Source organism: Microbispora sp. ZYX-F-249 (assembly GCF_039649665.1).
In the GTDB taxonomy this organism is placed as follows: Bacteria; Actinomycetota; Actinomycetes; order Streptosporangiales; family Streptosporangiaceae; genus Microbispora; species Microbispora maris.
The window spans coordinates 68,978-92,006 of sequence record NZ_JBDJAW010000016.1 but is presented as its reverse complement, the minus strand read 5'-3'; the positions used below and the strand labels follow the sequence as shown (position 1 = coordinate 92,006).

23 protein-coding genes are annotated in these 23,029 nt (G+C 71.9%); 7 read left to right on the top strand and 16 right to left on the bottom strand.

The window, feature by feature from the left end; all coding sequences use genetic code 11:
* The first annotated feature begins 61 nt into the window (after positions 1–61).
* The 3 genes from AAH991_RS20380 to AAH991_RS20370 all read left to right on the top strand — a co-directional run bounded on the left by AAH991_RS20380 (position 62) and on the right by AAH991_RS20370 (position 1,390).
* On the top strand, positions 62–496 hold the full coding sequence (locus AAH991_RS20380) for a helix-turn-helix domain-containing protein (protein WP_346227448.1): 435 nt from the start codon (positions 62–64) through the stop codon (positions 494–496).
* A 3-nt stretch (positions 497–499) separates the two neighbouring features.
* Positions 500–868: a hypothetical protein gene (locus AAH991_RS20375; protein WP_346227447.1), complete on the top strand. Its 369-nt coding sequence runs from the start codon at positions 500–502 to the stop codon at positions 866–868.
* A gap of 162 nt (positions 869–1,030) precedes the next feature.
* Entirely contained in the window at positions 1,031–1,390 is a 360-nt protein-coding gene (locus AAH991_RS20370) for a DUF2516 family protein (RefSeq protein ID WP_310742274.1), read from the top strand.
* A gap of 7 nt (positions 1,391–1,397) precedes the next feature.
* Here AAH991_RS20370 and AAH991_RS20365 read toward each other — a convergent pair whose 3' ends face one another.
* Together AAH991_RS20365 and AAH991_RS20360 are read right to left on the bottom strand one after the other, a co-directional pair.
* Positions 1,398–2,369, bottom strand: a complete 972-nt coding sequence (locus AAH991_RS20365; RefSeq protein WP_346227446.1) for a magnesium transporter CorA family protein — start codon at positions 2,367–2,369, stop codon at positions 1,398–1,400.
* 50 nt (positions 2,370–2,419) lie between these two features.
* Positions 2,420–2,836: a VOC family protein gene (locus AAH991_RS20360; RefSeq protein WP_346227445.1), complete on the bottom strand. Its 417-nt coding sequence runs from the start codon at positions 2,834–2,836 to the stop codon at positions 2,420–2,422.
* Between the two features lie 110 nt (positions 2,837–2,946).
* Between AAH991_RS20360 and AAH991_RS20355 the strand changes: the two genes are divergently transcribed.
* Positions 2,947–4,554 (top strand): DUF2207 domain-containing protein, encoded by a 1,608-nt coding sequence (locus tag AAH991_RS20355; RefSeq protein WP_346227444.1) that lies wholly within the window; start codon positions 2,947–2,949, stop codon positions 4,552–4,554.
* A 14-nt stretch (positions 4,555–4,568) separates the two neighbouring features.
* Here AAH991_RS20355 and AAH991_RS20350 read toward each other — a convergent pair whose 3' ends face one another.
* Entirely contained in the window at positions 4,569–5,510 is a 942-nt protein-coding gene (locus tag AAH991_RS20350; RefSeq protein ID WP_346227443.1) for an asparaginase, read from the bottom strand.
* Positions 5,511–5,555: 45 nt separating this feature from the next.
* On the opposite strand from AAH991_RS20350, the gene dtd reads away from it, so the two are divergent.
* Positions 5,556–5,981, top strand: a complete 426-nt coding sequence (dtd, locus tag AAH991_RS20345; protein WP_346227442.1) for a D-aminoacyl-tRNA deacylase — start codon at positions 5,556–5,558, stop codon at positions 5,979–5,981.
* A gap of 39 nt (positions 5,982–6,020) precedes the next feature.
* On the top strand, positions 6,021–6,539 hold the full coding sequence (locus AAH991_RS20340; RefSeq protein ID WP_346227441.1) for a VanZ family protein: 519 nt from the start codon (positions 6,021–6,023) through the stop codon (positions 6,537–6,539).
* Between the two features lie 7 nt (positions 6,540–6,546).
* On the opposite strand, the gene ygfZ is transcribed toward AAH991_RS20340, so the two are convergent.
* From ygfZ to AAH991_RS20295, 9 genes are all read right to left on the bottom strand, one after another.
* Complete coding sequence (ygfZ, locus tag AAH991_RS20335; RefSeq protein WP_346227440.1) at positions 6,547–7,614, bottom strand: CAF17-like 4Fe-4S cluster assembly/insertion protein YgfZ; 1,068 nt, start codon at positions 7,612–7,614, stop codon at positions 6,547–6,549.
* A 65-nt stretch (positions 7,615–7,679) separates the two neighbouring features.
* Complete coding sequence (locus AAH991_RS20330) at positions 7,680–9,254, bottom strand: SpoIIE family protein phosphatase (RefSeq protein ID WP_346227439.1); 1,575 nt, start codon at positions 9,252–9,254, stop codon at positions 7,680–7,682.
* Complete coding sequence (locus tag AAH991_RS20325; RefSeq protein ID WP_346227438.1) at positions 9,247–10,965, bottom strand: ATP-binding protein; 1,719 nt, start codon at positions 10,963–10,965, stop codon at positions 9,247–9,249. Before AAH991_RS20325 ends, AAH991_RS20330 begins: the two co-directional genes overlap by 8 nt.
* Positions 10,965–11,960 (bottom strand): ATP-binding protein, encoded by a 996-nt coding sequence (locus AAH991_RS20320; RefSeq protein ID WP_346227437.1) that lies wholly within the window; start codon positions 11,958–11,960, stop codon positions 10,965–10,967. The genes AAH991_RS20325 and AAH991_RS20320 overlap by 1 nt, the downstream gene beginning before the upstream one ends.
* 7 nt (positions 11,961–11,967) lie before the next feature.
* Complete coding sequence (locus AAH991_RS20315; protein ID WP_346227436.1) at positions 11,968–12,369, bottom strand: anti-sigma regulatory factor; 402 nt, start codon at positions 12,367–12,369, stop codon at positions 11,968–11,970.
* Positions 12,366–12,731: an STAS domain-containing protein gene (locus AAH991_RS20310; RefSeq protein ID WP_346227435.1), complete on the bottom strand. Its 366-nt coding sequence runs from the start codon at positions 12,729–12,731 to the stop codon at positions 12,366–12,368. Before AAH991_RS20310 ends, AAH991_RS20315 begins: the two co-directional genes overlap by 4 nt.
* Positions 12,731–13,567 (bottom strand): STAS domain-containing protein, encoded by an 837-nt coding sequence (locus tag AAH991_RS20305; RefSeq protein WP_346227434.1) that lies wholly within the window; start codon positions 13,565–13,567, stop codon positions 12,731–12,733. Before AAH991_RS20305 ends, AAH991_RS20310 begins: the two co-directional genes overlap by 1 nt.
* An 84-nt stretch (positions 13,568–13,651) precedes the next feature.
* A complete protein-coding gene (locus AAH991_RS20300; RefSeq protein WP_169987343.1) occupies positions 13,652–14,065 on the bottom strand; it encodes a Fur family transcriptional regulator in 414 nt (137 codons plus the stop codon).
* Positions 14,066–14,472: 407 nt separating this feature from the next.
* On the bottom strand, positions 14,473–14,964 hold the full coding sequence (locus tag AAH991_RS20295; protein ID WP_346227433.1) for a heme-binding beta-barrel domain-containing protein: 492 nt from the start codon (positions 14,962–14,964) through the stop codon (positions 14,473–14,475).
* Between the two features lie 196 nt (positions 14,965–15,160).
* Here AAH991_RS20295 and AAH991_RS20290 point away from each other — a divergent pair, with 196 nt between their 5' ends.
* A complete protein-coding gene (locus AAH991_RS20290; RefSeq protein WP_169987347.1) occupies positions 15,161–15,523 on the top strand; it encodes a DsrE family protein in 363 nt (120 codons plus the stop codon).
* Between the two features lie 21 nt (positions 15,524–15,544).
* Here the strand turns inward: AAH991_RS20290 and AAH991_RS20285 are convergent, their stop codons facing one another.
* The 4 genes from AAH991_RS20285 to AAH991_RS20270 form a co-directional block, all read right to left on the bottom strand.
* Positions 15,545–16,252 carry a type 1 glutamine amidotransferase gene (locus tag AAH991_RS20285; protein WP_346227432.1) on the bottom strand — a complete coding sequence of 236 codons (708 nt, stop codon included), beginning with the start codon at positions 16,250–16,252 and terminating at the stop codon, positions 15,545–15,547.
* The gene (locus AAH991_RS20280; protein WP_346227431.1) at positions 16,242–17,516 is read right to left on the bottom strand and encodes a MurT ligase domain-containing protein; all 1,275 of its coding nucleotides are present in this window, start codon (positions 17,514–17,516) and stop codon (positions 16,242–16,244) included. Before AAH991_RS20280 ends, AAH991_RS20285 begins: the two co-directional genes overlap by 11 nt.
* Positions 17,517–17,674: 158 nt before the next feature.
* Positions 17,675–20,764 carry an ATP-binding protein gene (locus AAH991_RS20275; RefSeq protein ID WP_346227430.1) on the bottom strand — a complete coding sequence of 1,030 codons (3,090 nt, stop codon included), beginning with the start codon at positions 20,762–20,764 and terminating at the stop codon, positions 17,675–17,677.
* A 315-nt stretch (positions 20,765–21,079) separates the two neighbouring features.
* On the bottom strand, positions 21,080–23,014 hold the full coding sequence (locus tag AAH991_RS20270; RefSeq protein WP_346227429.1) for a hypothetical protein: 1,935 nt from the start codon (positions 23,012–23,014) through the stop codon (positions 21,080–21,082).
* Positions 23,015–23,029: the final 15 nt, after the last annotated feature.

Below are 23,029 nucleotides of genomic sequence, written 5' to 3'. Positions count from 1 at the left end.
GCGCTAGCTGGCGTTAGCCGCTCAGTTTGCAATTGCAAGCAGTGCGAGGCAGACTGGGGGCATGGAACTGCCCAAGGTCACCTCGCTCGGTGAGTACATCCGCCAGCAGCGGCAGCAGGCGAAGATCTCGCTTCGCCAGCTCGCCGCGCAGGCCGGTGTGTCCAACCCTTACCTGAGCCAGGTGGAACGGGGCCTGCGCAAGCCGAGCGCGGAGATTCTCAACCAGATCGCGAAGGGTCTGCAGATCTCCGCCCAGGCGCTCTACGTACAGGCCGGCCTCATCGAGGACCGCGAGCCGCACAGTGACGTGCTGGCCGCGATCCGGGCCGACGTCACACTCACCGGGCGGCAACGCCAGGTGCTGATCGATATCTATGAATCGTTCCGCAAGGAGAACCGGGCCGACACCGCCCAGCCGCCGCAATCGGCTGAGCATCTCGGGGACGACCCGGTTCCCCCGCGCGACGGCATTGCACCGGATTCGAGGGAAGGATAGCCCATGACCATCACGACCCAGGCCAAGAAGATCACGGAGTCCAAGCCGTTCTACGCGCTCACCGGCGCCGGGGACTTCGCCGTGGAGAAGGCCCGCGCCTACGCCAGCACCGTGCAGGACAGGGCCGAGGCCGTCGCCAAGGACCTCCCGGAGAAGGCCAAGGGGTACGCCGACGCCGCCGCCGCCCGCGTCACCCGGCTGTACGACGACCTGGCCACCCGTGGCCGCAAGGTCGTCAGCCGCGTGAGCGGCGAGGCCGCGCTGGAGCTGACGGAGGTCTCGGAGACCGCCGAGCCGGCGATCGCCGCCGAGACCACCGCCAAGCGGCCCTCGACCGGCCGCACCCGCACCACCACCGCGGCCCAGAGCTGATCCGCGGCCCGCGCGTGTGACACCGCGGCGGCCCGCCTTCCCGCACGGGGAGGCGGGCCGCCGTCGTCTGTTCCGCCCGCGGGTGGGACGTTCCCGGCAACCGGCCTCCGGCGCCCGCGCCATGTGTCGGCACCGCCCATTAGTCTGGGGGCGTCAGCGACCGTGACCGTGTGGGAGAGTCCATTGTTCGGGCTGTACGGCATCCTCGACATCATCTTCTGGCTGCTTTCCGTCGGGGCCTTCGTTTTGTCCGGCTGGGCGCTGGTGCACGCCCTGCGGATCCCCTCACGCGCCTTCCCCGCGGCCGGCAAGCAGACCAAGCCGCTCTGGCTGATCATCCTCGGTCTCGCGACGCTGTTCACCTTCGCCGGCGCGATCAACTACATGGGCATGGGGATGGGGCTGCCCAACATCTTCACGATCGCCGCCGTCATCGCGGCGGGCATCTACCTCGCCGACGTGAAGCCCGCGGTCAACGGCTACCGCGGCGGCGGCAATCAGGGGCCGTACGGTCCCTGGTGACCCGGGCTCAGAGCCAGTCGCGGGCCCGGAACACCCGGTAGAGCGCGGCCGAGGCGGCGACGATCAGCGCGCTGGACGCCCAGAAGCCCCACGGGTGCCCAAAGCCGGGAAACGGGATGTTCTGGCCGTAGAAGCCGGTGATCAGCGTGGGCACCGCGATGATCGCGGCCCAGCTCGTCACCCGCTTCATGATGAGGTTCATCCGGTTGCTCTGCATGGTCAGATGCGTCTCGCGGATGTTGCTGACCAGGTCGCGCAGCGAGTCCGTCCACTCCGTGGCCCGCAGCACCTGGTCGTACACGTCCTGGAAGTACGGCGCCATCTCACCGTCGCCGATCAGGCCGTTGCGCCGCACCAGGGAGTTCACGGCCTCCCGCATGGGCATCACGATGCGCCGCAGCGTCACCAGGCTCTTGCGCAGCTCGAACGTGCGCCGCTGGTCCTCCGGGCCGACCGGCCGGTCGCCGAACACCGTCTCCTCCAGGTCCTCCACCTGCTCGTCCATGGCCTCGACGGTCTCGAAGTGGCTGTCCACCACGTAGTCGAGCAGGCCGTGCAGGAGGAACGCCACGCCGTGCCGGGCCAGGTCCGCCCCCTCGTCCCAGCGCCGGATCACCTGCTCGGCGGAGAAGTCGTCCGTCTGGCGTACGGTGACCAGCGCGTTCTTCGTGACGAAGGCGGCCGCGGGCGCGACCCGCACCCGGCCCGACTCGGCGTCGAAGGCCGCGGCGTAGACGCTCAGGAACATGTGGCTGTCGTAGACGTCGAGCTTGGGCCGTTGCCGGTGCTGCAGCGCGTCCTCCACCGCGAGGGCGTGCAGCCCCAGCTCCTCGCTGATGGACTGCAGCTCCTCCTCGGTGGGGGCGCACATGTCGAACCACACCACGGCCGACGGGTCCTTGACATGCTCGGAGACGTCGGCGACCGGAAAGCCCTCGGCCTCCAGATTCCCGTTCCGGTAAAGCCGGGTGTGTCCCATGGACGGCTACCCTACCGATCCGGCCGACGCCCCCGAAGGGGCGCGTCGCGTCAGCCCTTGCCGAGCTGCTGGAAGCGGATCATGTTGCCCGCCGGGTCGCGGAAGGCGCAGTCGCGGACGCCGTACGGCTGGTCGACCGGCTCCTGCAGGACCTCGGCGCCGGACGCGCTGATCTTCTCGAAGGTGGCGTCGCAGTCGGGGGTGGCGAAGACGACGGCGCGCAGCATGCCCTTCGCGAGCAGCCGGCTCAGCGCCTCGAGGTCCTCCGGGGAGGCGCCCGGGTCGGCGTTGACGGTCTCCAGGACGATGTTGACGTCGGGCTGCGACGGCGGGCCCATGGTCAGCCAGCGCGCGCCCGCGTACCCGACGTCGCCCCGCAGCTCGAGGCCGAGCACGTCCCGGTAGAAGGCGAGCGCGGCGTCGCCGTCGTCGACGGTGATGTAGCAGTAGTGAAGGGTGAGTTCCATGCCCACGACGCTACGGGCGGCGGTGTCCGCCGCGCTTCTCGATTCCTGACCGGTCCGGTGACCCATATCGGATCACTGTTGGAGTAACGGGACCGATAGGGTTGCGGCTCATGGTGGATCTCGCGCGCCGGCTCGGGCTGGCGGCACTGCTCGCCGTCCTCGCCGCATCCCCCGCGCACGCCGTGGCCTCGGCCGCCTCCGCACCCGTCGCCAAGGACGAGGTGACGTTGGAGCTCCGCTCGAACGGCGTGCTCCATGTGAAGGAGACGATCACCCCCGCCGGCGAGACGGTGCGGCGCACGCCGCTCACCCGGACCCGGTACGACGACGGCCACGACCGCGTCTACCGCATCACGAACGTCAAGGGCGGCTCGTACGACGGGAAGACCCTGACGTTCAAGGGCACGGTGGAGTACGACGTGGCCGGCGCCGTGACGCCCACGGCGTCGGGCGAGGAACTGCGCTGGTTCGCGGTGTCCGGCCCCGTGCAGGAGGCCGTCGTCACCGTGACCGGACCCGGCCGGGTGCAGAACCTGTCGTGCTTCGCCGGTGAGCTCAGCGCGGCCATCGCCTGCACCGGCGCCTCGGTCGAGGAGACCGGCGCCACCTCCACCTTCGAGCAGCAGGGCCTCGGGGAGGGCCAGACGCTGACGGTCGTCGTCGGCTACCCCAAGGGCGCGACGGGGGCCCGGCCGATCCTCGAGCGCAGGTTCGAACTGTCCACCGCGTTCACGCTGAACGCGGTGACCGGCGGCAGTCTGGCGGCGCTGCTGGTGCTGCTGCTGGGCGGCGTGGGGCTGCTGTACTGGACGCGGGGCCGCGACGCCCGCGTGGTCGGCAGCGAGTCCGCCCCGGTCAGCGGCCACCGCAACGGGCACTTCAGCCCGCCGGACGGCGTGCGCCCCGGGCAGATCGGCACGCTGTTCGACGAACAGGCCGACGTGGTCGACGTGACCGCGACGATCGTGGACCTCGCCGTGCGCAACTACCTGCGGATCGACGAACAGCCGCGGCAGACCTACGACACCCCGGACTGGTGCCTGGTCAAGCTGCCCGGCGCCAGGATCGGCGACCTGCTGCCGTACGAGCGTGCCCTCTACGACGCGATCTTCGACGGCCGCGACCGGGTGCTGCTGTCCGAACTGCACGGGTCGTTCGCCACCCGTCTGGCGACGGTGCGCGACGCGTTGTACCAGGACGTCGTGGCGCAGGGCTGGTTCGCACGGCGGCCCGACTCCACCCGGTCCCGCTGGACGACCCTCGGCCTGGCCGTCGTCGCGCTCGGAGTGGCCGCCACCGTCCTGCTCGCCTGGCTCACGGCGTACGGCCTGCTGGGGCTCGCCCTGATCATCGCGGGGGCCGCGCTGGCCTTCGGCGCCCAGTACATGCCGGCCAAGACGGCGCAGGGCGCCGCGGCCCTGGCGCACACGCTCGGGTTCCGGGAGTACCTCGCCGGGGCGAACGTCGACGACGTGCCCGCCGGCCAGCGCGTGGAACTGTTCTCCCGCTACCTGCCGTACGCGGTGATCTTCGACAGCGTGGACCGGTGGGCGCGGGTGGTCGGCTCGTTCAACGGCAACGGACGGCAGACCGACCACCTGTACTGGTACCAGGGCCCGGCCGAGTGGGACCTGTCCAGGTTCGCCGACTCGATGCGGACGTTCGTCATGACCACCTCCGGGGCGATCTCGACCTCCCGCCAGTTCCGTTCCCTGTAGATCCCGGGCAGCCGTCAGGCGGGACGGACCCGCACCTCGCCGACCGGGACCCCGCCGCCGAACAGCGGGGCGGTCGCGAGGCCGGCCAGCTCCGGGGCGTCGATTCCGGCGGCGCGCAGCGCGGCGACCGTCACCGGCACGCGGGCGCGGCCGCCGCCGTCCACGATCTTCACGGCGCCGGCGCGGCCCTCGGCGTCGGCGAAGGCGTCGAACGCCTCCGCGCCCGATTTCACCAGCAGCCCGGGGACGGCCCGCATCAGCAGGTTCTCCGCCCGGGTCGTGCCGCTCGTCCACTCGGGATGCGCGCGCATGGCGTCGGCGACGCGCCGCTCCGGAGTACCGGCGGGGGCGAGCGTGAGGCCGCGGAACGCGCGCGCCACCCCCGCCATCGAGACGAAGAACAGCGGCGCGCCGCAGCCGTCCACGCCGGTCGCCGCGACCCGCTCCCCGGTGAACTCCTCGACCGTGGCGCGGATGGCCCGCTGCAGCGGGTGGCCGGGGTGGCGGTAGTCGTCGACCGGCCAGCCGTTGACCACACAGGTGGCGAGCATCGCCGCGTGCTTGCCCGAGCAGTTCATGAGGATCCGGCGGGCGTCGCCGTGCTCCCGCAGCACCTGACGGCGCGCCTGCTCGTCCAGGGGCAGGTCCTCGGGGCAGCGCAGGAACGTCTCGTCCAGACCCGCGCCCGCCAGGATCTTCCGTACGCCGTCGATGTGGAAGGGCTCGCCGCTGTGGCTCGCGGCGGCGAGCGCGAGCAGCTCGTTCTCGAGCGGCAGGCCGGCCCGGACCATCGCGAGCGCCTGCAGGGGCTTCATGGCCGAGCGCGGCGACGCGAGGCTCGACGTGTCGCCGCACACCAGGGCCGGCGCGCCGTCCGCCCCGATCACGTGTACGCGGGCCCGGTGCACCGACTCGACGAACCCCGACCGGACCACCTCGACGAGCATCTCCGCCATGACGGGCAGTCTACGAAGCCCCCGGACATGGCAGAATTCGGGGCCATGCGTGCGGTCGTTCAGCGGGTCAGCTCCGCGTCCGTTGTGGTGGAGGGACGGGTCGTCGGCGCGATCGACGAGCCCGGCCTGCTCGTGCTCGTGGGCGTCACCCACACCGACGGCCGGGCCGAGGCGGCCAGGCTCGCCGCGAAGCTGTGGGGGCTGCGGATCCTGCACGGCGAGAAGTCCTGCTCCGACATCGGCGCGCCGCTGCTGGTGATCAGCCAGTTCACGTTGTACGGCGACGCCCGCAGGGGCCGCAGGCCCACCTGGCAGGCCGCCGCGCCCGGTCCGGTGGCCGAGCCTCTGGTCGAGGCCGTGGTGGCCGAGCTGCGGGAACTCGGCGCGCGGGTGGAGACGGGCGTCTTCGGCGCCGACATGAAGGTGACCCTCACCAACGACGGCCCGATCACCCTCGTCGTGGACGTCTGACGCCGGGCACGCGGCCCTCGGCCCTGGCATCATGATCGGATGCAACAGGCGTGGGGCACGTGGGGACACGTCGTCGTCGCGGCCGTCTGCGCCGTTCCCGTGGCCGTCGTCGCCGTCCTGCTCCTCACCCGTCACCGCGTCCGCCGGAGTCATCCCGCTCCCCGCCGTACGGCCGCAGCGGACGTGGTCATGGTGGCCGGAACCACCCCCTGGATCTGGATGATCCTCACGCCGGGGACCGAATCGGGGGTGCACGTCGTCCCCCTGGTGGACCTGGCGGGTCAGCTCGCGGTGCTGTCACCCGGAGCGGCCGTCGTGCAGATCGGCGGCAACCTCCTGGTCTTCTCCGCGCTCGGCGGCATGCTTCCGGTCCGCTCCGCGCGCTTCGCCTCGCTCGCGGCGGTGGCCGCCGTCGCGGCCACCGCGTCGCTCGCCGTCGAACTCCTGCAGTTCGGCCTGCGGCTCGGCCGGGTGAGCTCCGTGGACGACGTGATCCTGAACGCGGCGGGCGCCGTGCTCGCCGCGCTCTGCACCCGGCCGTGGTGGGCCCGCCGTTAGGTGAGGGCTATCGGATGCGCCGGCGCAGGGCGGGGTCGATCTTCACGTTCCGCCCGGCGTCCGGCGGCACCACGACCTCCTGGCTCGCGGCGACGCCGCCGGCCAGCAGGTCGATGTCCACCGGGACCGTCCGCTTCACGACCGCGAGGGCGATCGGGCCCAGCTCGAAGTGGCGGGCCGACGAGCCCACGAAGCCGATCTGGCCGGGCTCGGCGGAGCCCTCAACGGCGGCCTCCGGCTCGGCCTCGATCGGCGTGCCGACGCCGAGGGTCACCGGGGCGCCGTGCGGAGGCAGCTCGTCCACGCTGCCGTCGAGATGCAGGAAGACCAGGCGGCGGGGCGGATGGCCGAGGTTGTGGACCCGGGCGACCGTCTCCTGCCCCCGGTAGCAGCCCTTGCTCAGATGGACGGCCGCCTCGATCCACCCGACCTCGTGGGGGATCGTCTTGTGGTCGGTCTCGAACCCGAGCCGGGGAACGTACGCGGCGATGCGCAGCGCCTCGTAGGCCCACAGGCCGGCGGGCCGCAGGCCCAGCTCGTCCGGGAGGCCGCCCAGCCGCTCACGCGGCACGAGCGCGTCGCCGCCCATCGCGACGGCGCCCTCCACGGTCACGCCGGTCGCGGCGGTGCTCCCGGCCGGCCCGGGCGGGGCGACCGAGACCACCGCGTAGTCCGCGGTGACGTCGGCGATCTCGACCCGCAGCATGAACCGCATCTTCTCCAGGAAGGCCACCAGCTCGGCCGAGGTGCCGGGCTCCACGTGGGCCCACACGGCCTCGCCGTCGTCCACGAGCGTGAGATGGTGCTCGACGCGGCCCTGCGGGTCGAGCAGCAGCGTCTGGGTGGGCGTGTCCGGCGGGAGCGTGTCGAGCCTCTGCGAGCTGAGGTCGTTGAGCCAGCTCAGCCGGTCGGGTCCGCTGATCCGCACGACCTCGCGGTTGCTCCGGTCGACCAGCGCGCGCCCGCCGGCCAGCGCCCGCTGCTCGGCGAAGGGGTCACCGTAGTGGGCCGCGACGGTCTCGTCCGGCGCCTGCGCGGCCACCGCGCCGTGTGTGTCAAGCAATGGGCTCCGCATGCGTCCAAGGCTATTCGGTCCACCGCCGCCGTCGTGGCGACGCCCGGCCTCCCTGTGGACGACCGTCAGAACGGCACGCGACGGAGGGCGACCAGCGCCACGTCGTCCTCCCGGGCGCCGAAGGTGGCGATCAGCCGGTCGCAGAAGGCCTCCAGGTCGTCGCCCACGCCCTCGGCCTGCTGACGGGCGACCTCCAGGCTCTCGTCCAGCAGTTTGTCGCGATCCTCGATCAGCCCGTCGGTGAACAGCAGAACGGTGGCGTCCTCGGGCAGCCGGACCCGGTCCACCCGATACTGCTCGTCGGCCACGCCGAGCAGCAGGTTGCCGAACCTGTGATAGACCGCCCCCTTACCGGCCAGCAGCGGCGGGATGTGCCCGGCGTTGACGATCTCGGTCTCCCCCGTCGCGGGGTCGATCAGCATCAGGCAGACGGTCGCCGTCATACCGGGGTGATAACGCCGCAGGACCGCGTTGAGCAGGGCCATCGACCGGGCCGGGTCGACGGCGTCGATCACCGACGCCCGCAGCGCGTTGCGGAGCTCCGCCATCACGGTGGCGGCCTGCAGCGAGTGGCCCTGCACGTCGCCGAGCGCGACCAGCACCCGATCGCCGAGGGACAGCACCTCGTAGAAGTCGCCGCCCACTTCCACGTTGTCCACCGCGGGCCGGTAACGCACGCTGACCAGCAGGCCGGGGGTCCGGGGGATCTCGGCCGGCAGCAGGCTGCGCTGCAACGTGAGCGAGATCGTGTGCTCCTCCGCGTACGCGCGGGCGGCGTCGACCGCCAGCGCCAGCGCCTGGCCGAGCTGCCGCAGCAGGCTCAGCTCCTCGCCGCCGAGCGGCGAGCCCGTCTCCACGCCCAGGAAGACCGGCGACCGGCCCGTCTTCGTACGGCATAGCACGCCCGACACCCGCGCGACCACGTCGCTGTCGGGGACGACGCGGGCCCAGGTCTCGTTGTCGATCTCGAAGATCCGCACGCCCGCGGACTCGCCGATCGAGATCGTGCTCAGCCGCTCCAGGGTGTCGGGGTGGACCGGCCTGGGGGCCGCGGGCTCGCCCGGCCGGGCCGCGAACCTGCGCAGCCGCCCGCCGGGCGGGACCGCCAGCACCCGCGAGTATCGCTCCAGCAGCCGGGAGCAGCCCTCGGCGGCCACCGCCAGCAGCCGTTCGAAGTCCTCCGCCTCGTTCATCGCCAGCGTGATCTCGGCCAGCTCGCTCAGCCGCTCCGCCATCCGCTCGGCCCGCTGCCGCGCCCGGTAGTACCGCAGGGTCGCCCGGACCGTCGCGGTGAACTCGTCGGGCTGGATGGGCTCCGACAGGTACGCGTCGGCGCCGCGCTCCAGCCCTTCGGCACGGTCGGCCGGGGTGATGGCGTTACCGGAGACCTGGATCACCGGGATCGAGGCGGTCCGCGGGTTCGCCTTGATCTTCTCGCACACCTCGATGCCGCTCAGGTCGGGCATCCGTACGTCGAGGACGACGAGATCGGGCCTGAGCGCGTCGACGACGGCCAGCGCCTCCTCGCCGCCGCCCGCCTCGACGACCCGGTGCCCGGCGCGGCGCAGCCAGCTCGCCAGGATGTACCGCTTGGTGGGGACGTCGTCGACGACCAGCACCGTCGCCGCGGCGTCAATCATGGGCCACGCTCCCCCGCGTGTGCACCTGTTTGTCGCGCACGGCCTCCCGGATCGCCTCCAGCAGCTGGTCCCTGCGCAGTCCGTGCTTCGGCAGCACCGGACGGTCGGCCACCGAATGCTCCGACGCCACGGACACGACGACCGCGGGGATGTCCCGCAGGGTCTCGTCCTCGGTCATCTCGTGCAGCAGCGCCGTACCGTCCAGGCGCGGCATGAGCAGGTCGATCAAGGCCACGTCCGGCGGACTCTCGCGCATCATGCCGAGTGCCTCTACCCCGTCGGCGGCCTCGTCCACCGCGGCCGCGAACCCGAAGAGCATGCGCCGAGCCAGGGCGCGGAACCCCTCGTCGTCGTCGGCCACGAGCGCCCGGCCCACCTCCGGAGTGGTCATCCGGTGCGGCACCCGCAACGTGGCCGTGGTGCCCTCGCCCACCCTGCTGTCCAGCTCCAGCGTGCCGCCGATCGCCTCCGCGAGCCTGCGGGCGTACGGCAGGCCGAGACCGGTGCCCTTCGCTCTGAGCTGCAGCGACCCGGGCACCTGGAAGAACTCCTCGAAGACGCGTTCCAGGTGCTCGGGGGGGATGCCGACGCCGGTGTCGGTGACGGTGAAGACCGCCTCCGCGGTCGCGCAGTCCACGACGACCGTCAGCCGGACCTCTCCATACTCGGTGAACTTCAGCGCGTTCGACAGCAGGTTGCGCAGGATCGTGGTCAGCATGGTCTCGTCGACGAACAACTCGCCGACCTCGTCCGACACGTCGACCGACAGCTCGACCCCCTCGGCCCGCCCGGCGGGGTGGAGCGTCATGCGCAGCCGCTCGGCCAGGGCGACCACGTCCACCATCGACGGCTGCGGGTCCAGCCGTCCGGACTCGGCCTTGGCCAGGTCGAGCAGCTCACCCACCAGCGCCAGCAGCGTCTCCGCCGAACTGCCGATGAGGGTGATCTGGTGCTCCTGCTCCCCGGTGAGCGGTTCCGCGCCCGAGCCGAGCAGCAGCCTCACCAGGCCGATGATCGAGGTCAGCGGCAGCCGCAGCTCGTGGCTCACGCTGGCCCAGAACCGCTGCCTGGCCTCGGCCGCCTGGCGGAGCTGGGACGACTTCTCGTCGAGCTCGGCGTACAACGCCACGACGCCGCGGTTGGTCTCCTCCAGCTCGGCCGACAGCTGGTTGTACAGCGCCAGCACGCCCTGGTTGGTCTCGGTCAGCTCCGCGTTGAGCCGCAGCACCTCCTCCAGGGTGCCGGCCAGCTCCCTGTTCTGCTCGCGCAGCACGTCCATCGCCGTGCTGGGCGGCGACCGGCGGGCCAGCTCCTCGCGGATGCCGTCGAGCGACCGGGCCCGCTGTCCGGCCACCCCCTGCCCGGCGTGCTCGGGCACCCGCTTCACCAGCGTGACGCACCTGTCCTCGGTGGAGAGCGCGACCTGGTCGACCAAGCGGCCGGCCAGCTTCAGGCCCTCGCCCGGCCGCACGTCGACGTCGTCGTGGTAGTTCACCCTGATGACCAGGCGATCATCGCGCAGGTCGAAGACGACGTCGCTCTGCGCGCCGTACGCCAGCGCCTCGCGGCCGATCTCGCTGAGCGCGGTCGCCACCCGGATCTGGTCCTGTGATTCCAGTCCCACCAGCTCGGCGATCTGGCGGCCCAGCTGCCGTACGGCGAAGACGTCCTGCTCCCTGCAGATCTCCGCCCGAGTGAGCACCTCGCCCATCACTGCCCCTGTTTCACGGTGACGACGCAGGCGTCGTCCCTGCGGCTGCCCGCGTCGCGCAGCAGGGTCGCGCCCACCACGGCCGGGGAATGGGCGAACAAACCCGGGAAGGAGGCCGGATCCCAGCGGTCGGTGAGGCCGTCGGTGTGCAGCACCACCGTGGCGTGCGGCGGCAGCGCGTACTCGTACTGCCGGGGGTGCCTGCCCTTGTGCCCGGCGATCCCGGGCAGCGAGAGCATCCCCTGCCGCCCTTCGGCGTGGGCGATCCAGCCCGAGACGTTGCCCAGCCCGGCGAACGTGACGTTCTCACGGCCGACCCGCACCACCGCGACCGCACCGCCCCGGGTGTGGCCCAGCCCCCGGTGCAGGCGTTCGAGCGCGGCGGCCGGAGGGGCGTGCGGATCCTCCATGAAGATCCGTACGGCCTCGCGGGAGGCGTGCGCGGCGGCGCCGCCGTGGCCGAGCCCGTCGCAGACGAGCACGCTGATCGCGTCGCCCGCGTCGGCGAAGGCGAAGGAGTCGCCGCAGACGCTCTCCTCGCCGATCGCGCGGCGCAGCCCGCTCACCCGCAGCGGCGGACCGTGCAGGCCGTCCCGGGTGAAGTGCAGGACCAGCACGGTCCCCCTGCCGGGCATGGAGTGGACGTCCCAGCCCGTGGCCATGCGGGCGATCGCGCCGAGGCCGATGCCGAGCGTGCCCGAGGTGGAGTAGCCGTCGCGCAGGGCGCGGGCGAGGTCGGCGATCCCCGGGCCCTTGTCGACGGCCACGAGCTCGACCGCGCCCGGCCGCTCCGGATGAGGGCGGACCAGAACGGCGCCCTCCACCGCGTGCTTGACCAGGTTCGAGACCGCCTCGGTCACCGCCACGGCGACCTGGCCGGTGCGGTTCTGGTCGAACCCCGCGGCCGTGGCCAGCGCGACGGCCGCCCTGCGCACCGCGCCGATCACACTCGGATCGTCGGTGCGGATCCAGATGTCTTCGTGCCGGTGTGTCATCGCCGCGTCACCGGGCCCATTTGGTCACCGTCACGCGGGTGCCCTCGCCGGGGGCGGAGACGAGGTCGAACTCGTCGACGAGCCGCCGTGATCCGCTGAGCCCGAGCCCCAGACCCCCGGCGGTGCTCCAGCCCTCGGTCAGCGCCTGGTCGACGTCCGGGATGCCCGGTCCCTCGTCGCTGAAGACGAGCCGTAGCCCGGCCCGCCGCCCGCCTCGCAGGACCTCGATGAGCACCCGGCCGCCTCCGGCGTGGACGAGGGCGTTCCTGGCCAGCTCGCTGGCGGCGGTCACGACCTTCGTCTGATCGACCAGGGAGAGCCCGATCTCGGCCGCGAGGCTTCTGACCTGCTGACGTATGAGCACTACGTCGCCGTTGGTGGTGATGGGCAGTTCCCGTGGCCCGTTCACCCGGCGGCGCCCCTGACGTGTTCCAGCATGGCGACGCCCTTTTCCAGGTTGAGCGCCGTGCGCACCCCGCCCAGCGACAGGCCGAGCTCGACGAGTGTGATCGCCACCGCGGGACGCATGCCGACCACGACGGTCTCGGCGTCGAGCATGCGGGTCATCGCGGCGATCGTGGACAGCATCCGGCCGATGAACGAGTCGACGATCTCCACGGCCGTGATGTCGATGATGACCCCTCTCGCTCCCGAGGCGACCACCATGTCCGCCAGGTCCTCCTGCAGGGCCAGCACGCTCTGGTCGTCCAGGTCGATCTGGATCGAGACGATCAGGATGTCGCCGAGCTTGAGAATCGGCACACGTTCCATCAGGCGCGCTCCGCCCTGACCGCGACCCGCGTCCGCGCGGCACCCGTGATCTCCACGCCACTCCGCTTCAGCGCGTACGACAACGCGTCGGCCAGCGAGGCCTTGGTGACGATGTCGCCGAACTCGATGCCCAGCGTGACGATCGTGTGCGCGATCTGCGGGCGGATGCCGGAGATCACGCACTCCGCGCCCATCAGGCGGGCCGCGACGACGGTCTTGAGCAGGTGCTGGGCGACCTGTGTGTCGACGGCCGGCACGCCGGTGATGTCGATTACCGCGTGCTCCGAACCCGTGTCGACCAGGGTCTGCAGCAGCTTCTCCATCACGACCTGGGTGCGGGCCGAGTCGAGCGTGCCGACGAGCGGCACGGCGACGATGCCCTCCCACAGCTTCACCACCGGCGTCGACAGTTCGAGCAGCTGCTCGGCCTGGTCCAGCATGATCTTGTCGCGGGCGGCCGAGTAGGTCTCGAAGGTGTACAGACCGAGATCGTCGACGAGCCGGGAGAACCACACGAAGCCGCGCAGCGCCTCCGGGCCTCCGTCGTCCTCGACCGCCTCGTACAACGCCTCCTTGAGCGAGAACACCAGCCGCGCGGTGTCGGAGGGCGTGTGCCCCTGGCGGACACGGGCGCGGGAGAGCTCGGCGAGCAGCCCGCGGACGTCGGCGAAGTCTCCTTCCTCGCCGGCGAGCGCGATGCGCAACGCCTGGTAGAGGTCACGGAGTTCGTCCGGGGACGCTCCGGACAGTTGGGTCCACCGCCGGAGCAGCCGCTCCTCGCTGGACATGAAAAGATCCACTATGCGCCGCTTGGCGGCCTCCGCGGGAACGGTCACCCTCATCTCCTGACGGATCGGCGTGCTGCTCCACTCGTCACGCTACCGGTATCAGGACAACGCTCCGAAAGCGGGCCATAACCGTCAAAGACGGCATTTGCGACAATTACCGAAGATGGTGAGATGACGGACGTCGGTGGCGAAACCGAGTTCGGTGTCGAGGGCGGAGACGAGGCCGTCCACCATGCCGGGAGCGACCTCGGTCACCTCGCCGCAGCCCCGGCAGACGAGGTGGACGTGGTCGGCCTCGGAGGCGAGGTGATAGGTGGGGGCGCCGTGCCCGAGATGCGTGTGCGTGACCAGCCCGAGCTCCTCCAGCAGCTCCAGGGTCCGGTAGACGGTCGAGATGTTGACGCCCCTCGCCGTCCGCTGCACGCGCGAACAGATGTCCTCGGGTGTGGCGTGCCCGAGTTCGGTGACCGCTTCCAGCACGAGCTGACGCTGGGGGGTGATCCGGTAGCCGCGCGCCCGCAGCTCCTCGTGCCAAGTCTCGGCCATGCCCCAGAGTTTAGGTCGTAGCCGGCGAAACGCGCCCTACATCGGAGCGCTCCCCCGCCGCGCCCGATGCGTCTGCCCAGCCGTCACAGGAGGACAGGCAAGTTCGCCGGATTAATCGTTTGCCCGCGCCCGCGCCGCTCGCATAGCGTGAAGGCACGCAGAAGGGAGGTGGTCCAAACAATGGTTGATCATTCTTGGGCTAGCGAGGTGGCTGTCCGCTAGGACTCGTCCATCTGGACCTTCCGTCTGGATGTCGTACGACGTCCCGGCGAATCCTCGACAGTCACCGGAACCCCGGGCAGCCGGCGGCCGCGGACTTCCGTCCCCGGCCATGGTCCAGCCGGCCCGCCTCGTCAGGAGGCGGAGCGCGCCCGGGGTTCTTTCTTTTTCCCTTGCTCGTCGGAGTCCTACTCTTCGAAGTCGCCGACCCGCTTGAGCTCCGCCGAGGCGTGCGACTGCAGCGGGTGCCCCATCGCCGACATGTCGTAGGCGTACATGAGGTTGCCGTTGACCAGGCCGTAGAGCCGGTGGCCCGCGTTGTACTCCTTGGCCGTCGTGGTCCGCGCCACCACGTCCGTACGCAGCTCGATCTTGTGGAAGACGACCTCTCCCACGTAGATCTCGACGATGCCGGTCGGGTGCGCGAGGCACACCTCGATCTGACGCTCGGGCTGGATCCGCCAGAACCCCGTCTCGGTGGACAGGGGCCGGACCTTGGCGCCCTCCGCGTCGAGCAGCCACGTGCGGCTCTGGTAGGTCAGGAACGGCTTCCCGTTGTGCCCGAAGACGATCTCCTGGCCGAAGTTGGCGCTCTCCATGGTGGGATAGCCGATCACCCCGGCCCCCTCCCAGCGGCCCAGGAGGAAGGCGATCGGCTCGAGGTCGGGATGTACGTCCATGGAGACGAGCTTAGAGCCGTGCGAACGGGCCCTCGCACCATGCGCGGCATGTACGGATTGCCCAACCTGCACGGCAGGCGGCAGCGCGGCGCCGGCCCCGGCGGACTAGGCTCTCAGTGCCGCGACCGCCGGGACCTGCCCGACGGAGCGGTGTCCAAAGTGGTTCATCGCAAAGATCGGCGGGAGGGGCACGAAAATGGCGCGATCACTGGTGATCAAGGTGACGGCCGGGGCGGACGCCCCGGAGCGCTGCAACCAGGCGTTCACGGTCGCGGCGGCCGCGCTGGCGAGCGGAGTCCCGGTCTCGCTGTGGCTGACCGGCGAGTCCTCGTGGTTCGCGCTGCCGGGACGGGCCAAGGAGTTCACCCTGGCCGAGGCCGCCCCGCTGGAGGACATGCTCGACGCCGTGCTCGCGGCCGGCAGGGTCACGCTGTGCACCCAGTGCGCCGCCCGCAGGGGCATCACCGTGGACGACGTGATCGACGGCGTACGCATCGCCGGGGCCTCCACGTTCGTCGAGGAGGCCCTGGGCGAGGGCGTGCAGGCGCTGATCTACTGACCGGCCGCAGTCACCGGCCGGTCAGCTCGGCAGCACCGCGCGCAGGCGTTCGTCGCGCAGCGCCTGATACCAGCTGTCGTCGATCGGCGGCAGCGGTCCGGTGACCCAGCTCAGCAGCAGGTCGGCCAGCGCGGGGTTGCGGGCGAGCGCCGGGCCGTGCAGGTAGGTGCCGATGACGCGGCCCGCGTAGCAGCCCTCCGTGCCGTCGCCGTTTCCGGTGCCGACGATCGTCCGCGACAGCGGGCGCACGCCGGGGCCGATCCTCGTCACACCCATGTGGTTCTCGAACCCCGTCAGCGTGGGCAGCCCCAGCGCGGGGTCGACCTCCGCGGCCAGCTCGCCGACGGCGCGCCGTTCGCCGCGCCCCGAGCTGATGTCCAGCAGCCCGAGGCCGGGCACCGGCTGGCCCTCCTCGCCGCCGAACACCGTGCCCATGATCTGGTAGCCGGCGCAGACCGCCAGCAGGGCCGCACCGCGCTGGATCGCGGCGTGCAGGCCGCCGTCCCGGCGCAGCCGTTCGGCCCCGAGGATCTGCGGCCGGTCCTCGCCGCCGCCGATCAGATAGACGTCGCCCTGCTGTGGCACGGGGTCGGACGAGCGCACGTGGATGGTCCTGGTTTGGAAGCCCCGGGCCCGGGCCCGCTGCTCCAGCACCAGGACGTTGCCCTGGTCCCCGTACGTGCTGAGCAGGTCGGGATAGATCCAGACGATGGACAATTCAGACTGCACGGCCGAACTCCGCTCGGATCTGCTGGAACGCGGTGTAGTTGGCGATCACGTCGATCTTGCCGGGCGCCAGCGCCGCCACCGCCCGCTCGAACGAGTCGCAGAGCTGGAAGGGGACCCCGGCCACGGCCAGCCGCAGCGCGAGGTCGAGGCGGCGCTCGCCGGTGACGAGGACGGGCCTGCCGCGCAGGATGCGGTAGTCGACGTCCCACAGCCAGGAGGTGTCGCGGCCGTCCGGCCCCTGGGCGTTGACCGACAGGATGATCGGCAGCGCCGGATCGGCGACGTCGAACGCCTCCAGCCAGCCGGCCGGGTTCTTGGCCAGCAGCAGCCGCAGCGACCGGCCGTCCCGCTCGACGGTGGTGTAACGCCCGGCCACCGAGGCGACCGTACGCAGCCGGGGCAGCGCCCGGGCGGGATCGAGGCCGAGCGTCTCGGCGACCGCCAGCGCGACGGCGGCGTTCGCCCGGTTGGCCTGGCCGGGGAGCTGAAGGTCCAGGCGCCAGTGCTGGCCGCGCGGGTCGGTCACGTACTCCCCGTCGAGCACCCAGTTCGGCTGAGGCCGCCGGAAGGTGCACTCACGGCACGCCCAGTTCGTGTCGGCCATCTGGGCCGGGGTGAGGCCCTGACCGCCGTTGCCGAACCCGGCGCGGTCGAGCGGGCCGCCGCACTCGGGGCAGCACCAGGAGTCCTCCCGCCAGCGCTGCCCCGCGGCCACCCACGTGACCTGAGCGGCCGTGGAGGCGCCCCAGGTCACCAGCGGGTCGTCGCAGTTGGCGATCACGTGGGTGGGCCTGCCGGCGAGCGCGCGGCGCCACTTCTGAGCCAGCAGCCAGATCTCCGCGGCCCGGTCCATCTGGTCGCGGCTGAGGTTCATGAGGCAGACGATGCCGGCCTCTGTCGTGTCGAGGACCTCGGGGAGGTACTTCTCGTCGACCTCCAGCACGCCGTACGGCGCGTCCTTGTTGGAGGCGAGGGCCGACACGTGCCCGGCGGGCATGTTGGCCCCGAAGGCGTTCGTCGCCACATCGCCGAGCTCCTGCAGCGCCGAGGTGATCAGACGCGTCGTCGTGGTCTTGCCGTTCGTGGCGCTGACCAGGACGAGCTTGCGGTCGGCCGCGAGCTTGCGCAGCAGGTCGGGCTCCAGCATGAGGCCGACCCTGCCGCCGATCACCGAGCCGTCGCCACGCCCGGTGGCCCTGGACAGCGTCGCGGCCGTGCGGCCCAGGGCGCTGGCGAGCTGCGCCCGCAACGGAAGCTGACTCATGCCGCGATCCTAATGCCCCTCCCGAGGCGGGCGATTCCGCGGATCTGCAAGATCACGTACGGCTTTCGCCCAGGCAGGGCGGGTGCGGCCGGAGTTTGTGCATGATCCCGAAGTGCTCGGGCCCAGGTCAGGGACCGTAGGTGCGACAAACTACAAGATCACGCCCCGAAGGTGAGCTCGGCGGGGGTGTCGCCGTCGAATGGCAGGACGAAGCGGCGCGGCCAGGACAGCACGGTTTCCAGCCAGCCCGCGCTCATCGTCTGGGCCACGTACTTGACCCGCTCGCGCGGCTCGACCCCGATGGCGACCGTCGTCACGTCACGCTGGATGCCCTCGTGCTCGTCGTCGCCCAGGATCACCCGCCAGGCCAGCGCGCGGTTGCGGTCCACCTCCATCGACAGCGGATGGTGGCGCAGCGCCTTCGCGCGGTGGCCGAGCAGCTCGGTGCGCACGCCGACCGCGACCCCGCCCTCGGCCGGCTCGGCGCCGTTGACCCCCTGGTGCGGGTACGGCCGGCCGGCGGGATCGGTGCCGAACAGCGGATACTCCATCGCCGGGGCGGGACTGCGCAGGTTGGGCGCGGGATGGCCGAACGGGAACAACCGGTCCACCTCGTGCAGCCAGCGGACCTGCGGGATGACCCAGGCCGCGCCCGGCCGGTCGCCCGCCCGCATCGGCGGGTCGCCCTCCGCGCCGTCCGCCTGGCCGGCCGCCAGCAGTCCGGCGGCGACCTCGGCGGCCTTCTCGGTGAGCAGCGCGGGGTCGAACCACGTGCGCAGCGACCAGGCGCGGCGCGAGACCGACCGCTCGACCAGCGTGGCCAGCAGGCACTCGCGCCGCTTGGCCGGCAGCTCGGCCCAGATGTCGGCGAGCACGCGCGGCACGCCGGGCAGCGACCGGTTCGTCACGAACGCCAGGACGACCGTGTCGGTCCAGATCCGCAGCCACGCCCACTCCGGAGCCACCGCGAGCAGGTCGGCCTCGCGCAGCTCGACCAGCGTGCAGGCCTTCCCCGTACGGCATTCGCGCCCGCAGGCGGCCGAACGGCGCCCGCAGATCGGCGGCACCGGGCCGAGCGTCTCGCGCTCGCGGTCCTCGCCCAGCGGCACCCGGACGCGCAGCGGGCGGTCCATGCCGTCGGCGAACACCGCGGCGAAGCCCGGCTGGAGCGACACCACCTGGCGCGACTGGTCCTCGCTGAGGTTCATCGCCGCGCCGACGAGCGCACGGTCGTCCTCGGCCGGGAGCCGGTGCACCACCTTCAGCGCCGTGTTCTTCACCACGTCGGAGACGAGCTTCGTCGGGATCTGCTCGGCCACGATGATGCCCTCGCCATACGCCCTGATCTCGGCGAGCATCCCCGCCAGCAGCTCGACCGCGTGGGTGGAGGCCCGCTGGGAGCCCCGGTCGCGCAGCAGCCGGTGGGCCTCCTCGATGACGATGACGTGCCGCAGGCCGCCCGCGCCGTCCTCGCCCCGCGGTTCGGAGCGGGCGCGCATCCGCAGGTGCTCGACGATGCGGATGATCAGCGTGCCCATGAGGAACGCCTTGTCCTCGTCGTTGGCCACGTCCTCGATGGCGAGCACGACGTTGCGCTGGAGCAGGCCGCCGATGTCCGCGGGGTGGCCGCCCTCGAAGAACCGGCCCGCGCTGCCCACCCGCAGGCTTCGCAGGCGCAGGCTGATGAATCCCTCGACGTCGGCCTGGACCTCGTTGCCGTACCCGATCTCCTGGATGACCTCCAGCGCGTGCTGCTGGAGCTGCTCCAGGGTCGGCACGGCCGGCTGCACGGCCGCCCCCGGGATGCCGCCGCCGGTGACCACGTCCCAGCCGTTGGCCTCATAGACGCGCTGCAGCGCCAGCGACATGATCTGCGGGAACGGCTCCTCGGCGTCGAAGGCCGCCATGAACAGCGCCCTGACCATGTCGATGTGGGCCTGCACCGGGTAGCCGGGCTCGGGCGCGAGCGGATTGACGCTGATCGGCACGTTGTCGGGCGCCGAGGGGTTGATGACGGTCAGCGGCGCGAGGTGCTCGACCCGGCCGGCCATCGCGGCGTACTCCGACTTGGCCGGCTCGATGGCCAGCCACGGGATGCCCGCCTTGGTGAGCTGCTCCAGCAGGTGACGTACGGTCTGCGACTTGCCCGAGCCGGTGGCGCCGGTGACGAAGGCGTGGCGGTTCAGCGTGGCGAGCGGCACCCGGAACGTTCCGACGGCGCGGTCCTGCCCGTCGACGATCGCGCCGAGGTCGACGGTCTCCGCCGAGCCCTCGACCTCGGCCTCGCTGGTCACGTCGAAGAAGCCCGCGTCGAGCACCCGGACGCCCGGCACCTCGCGGCGCGGCAGCCCGGCGAGCGCGGCGAGGGCCCCCGCCGTCGCCGCGAACGGCGCCGCCGCGCCGTCGGCCGAATCCTGGAGGTCGACGGTCAGCGCCTCGCCGAAGCCGTAGACCGACTCACAGGTGCCGTCGCCGCTCAGGGCGGGCAGCGACATCGCGCTGCGCAGCCGGTAGGGGTGGTGGCTCATCTCCACGGAACCGACCAGCACCGGCGCGATCTGGCGCAGTTCGTCGGGGCCGGCCGCACCGGCGAGCACCCGGACGTTCCACAGCCCGGCCTCGCGGAAGGCGTCCAGCTCCTGCATCCTGCGCTCGGCCCGCTCGGCGTCAAACCGCGACCGCTCCGAGGCGTCGCCGTACTGGCGCAGCACGTTGAGCTGGGTGCGCAGATGCGCCACCTCGGCGTCGAGCAGGTCGGTCGGCTCGGCGACCACCACCCACGCGAACGGCCGGGACATGAGCGTGACCAGCGTCGACTCGAACAACGTGGGCCGCTTGGTCTCGTCGGGCTCCGGCTCGCGCCTGCCGTAGAGCGGCGGCGCCTGCCGGCCCGGGCACGGCGTCCAGACGAGGTCGGCGAGGTCGGCCAGCCACTCGTCGCCGATCTCCACGCCACGCGCGCCGCCGGGGAACAGCAGCGGCTGCGGACCGGTGACGGGCGGTTCGGGCGCCGTCGCCGCGCGCCGCGGCGGCTTGGGCGGTGTGAGCGGCCCCGCGTTGGTGATGAGCTCCAGCGGCGCACCCGAACCCCGCGACAGCCAGCCGATGACGAACGGCCGGTTGCGCTGCGCGGCGGACAGGACCGCGGGGAGCACCGTGACGAAGTCCCACTCCGCGGACGAACTACGCGACGGCGCCGTGATGGCCTGGATCCGGTACCACGGCCCGCTCAGGGGGAACGCGTGCATGAGACCCCTCGATTGACGACGAACAGGGGAGAGACTCCATCAACGATCACCTGCGCACAGCCGTGTTGACGATGCTCTTACCGGCAACGGACGGTGTCATGGCCGCATGTGGCGTTTGGGCGGCGGTCATTGCCGCTTGCGCCGGGCGAGGCGGGGCGGCGGGGGACCGACCGGTGGGAAGACACAGCGGGGTACGTCGGGCAGCGCACCTGAGCACGCTCATGACCGCTTGCGCCAGTCGAGGCGGGGCGGCGGCGGGGGACCGACCGGTGGGAAGACACAGCGGGGTACGTCGGGCAGCGCACCTGAGCACGCTCATGACCGCTTGCGCCAGTCGAGGCGGGGCGGCGGCGGGCCCAGGTTGGGGGGTACGTCGGGCAGCGTGGGCTCCTCCGGCTCCGGCTCGGGCTCCGGCTCGGGCTCCGCGGGTGCCAGGGCCGCCCGCCGCATCTCCTCGAACTCCCCCAGCGTCGTCTTGGGAAAGGTGAGTATCGCCGGATTCGCGTCCGCGAGGCGCACCTGGCGTCCTTCGGCCGTCGAGTAGGTGATGATCACGGAGGTCGTGGGGAGCTGCTGGAGCTGGTGCGGCTCGACCAGGAACTCCCGCGACCGCTGCAGGACCCCGTCCGCGACCGTGGGCGCGCGCCGCCCCCACTCGGTCGACTCGGTGATGTCCTCCCGCAGGTCGCCCTCGCCCTTCTCCTCCCCCTCCGTACGGCTCTCGCCGACGGTGGAGGTGTAGAAGCCGCTCGGGCCGTTGACCGCGGAGCTGAACGTCTCGGTGAGCTGGGCGAGCTCCAGGCGGTGCTCGGTGCCGACGTGCTCGCTCGCCACGCGGGCGTCCTCGGCGTTGCCCAGGCGCATGAACGCGACCGCCGCGTGCCCCCGGCCGAGCCGCTCCCGTACGGTCGGGGTGAGGCTGCGGTAGGTCAGCACGAGTCCGGTGCGCGAGGTCTCACAGGCGTCCATGAGCCGGTCGAGCACGTCGCCGCGCAGCTTGTCCGCGCCCGCCACGATGATCGTGTGATACCAGGGCCGCTCGCTGGCCGGCGACTGGCGCAGGATGTGGGTGAGCGCGGTCGCGACGTACGTCCCGAGCACCCGGTTGCCGAAGACCCCCGCCTGCCGGTCCATGCTGACGACCCGCAGCCGCGCGGGCGGCAGCCGTACGGCCTCCGAGCCCAGCGTCTCCAGCTTGCGCAGCTGGGACTCCAGCGCCCAGGCCCGCTCGATGACCACCCGGTCGGCCACGCCCCGGCCGAACAACGTGCCGATGCGTTCGAGCTGCGACGCCGTGAGCAGGCCGCACTTCATGTCGTCGCGCGGGTCGCCCACCTGCGCGAGGGCCCGCAGGGCGGCGGTGACCTGGCTGATCGTGGCGTTCTCGCCCAGGACCTCCAGCACGCGCTCCAGGATCGCGTTGTCGAAGCCGATGTCCCTGCTGGTCTCCTCGCTGACGCTCACCACGTGGGCGAGCACGTCGGCGAACGCCTCGGGCTTGAGCGTCGAGCCCAGGTCGAGCCGGGGCAGGTCCACCGGGAGCACCCAGACGAGCGGGTCGTCCCCGCCCCGGCGCGCCAGCTCGATGAGGTCCTTGGCGATCGCGCCCTCCGACAGGTCGAGCACGGTCAGGTGCCCGCCGCTGTAGAGGCGCGTCGCGCCGATCAGCGTCACCAGCGCCGACCAGCCGGTCAGCGTGCCCCCGGCCACGTCCACGCGGTCGATCTCGTCGGGCACCGCCACGGCGTACCAGTTGATCTGCCGGTCGAAGCGGCTCTTCTTCTCGGCCCAGTCGCGGTATTTCGCGGCGTGCTCCTCCTGCGCCGTGACGATCTCCCGCTGGCGGCGCTCCTGCTCGCGCAGCGCCTTGCGGCGGCGCTCGTCGAGCCGCTCGTTGACCGTACGGTCGCCCTGCCGGATGGCGTAGGTGCAGATGGCGGCCACGCCTCCCGCGGCGACCAGGCCGAGCATCACGAACGACCAGGTGAGCAGCCCGGTCACGCCGAGGATCAGGATCCCCGCGGCCACCACGGCCATGAACGTACGGAAAATCTTGACCGGACGGTTGAGCAGGTCCTTCTGCAGCCGCTCCCGGTGGACCCACTCGGTGTCCACCGGAGGCTCGGTGACGTCCTCCCTGGCCGGTCGCTTCGGGGGCGGCCCGGGATCCGGGTACAGCAGTGCGTACTGCCAGCCCAGGTAGATCCGGTCCGCCTGCAACTGGGCATGCTCGGGGTGCGGGTCGCCCACGGGCCCTCCATGTCC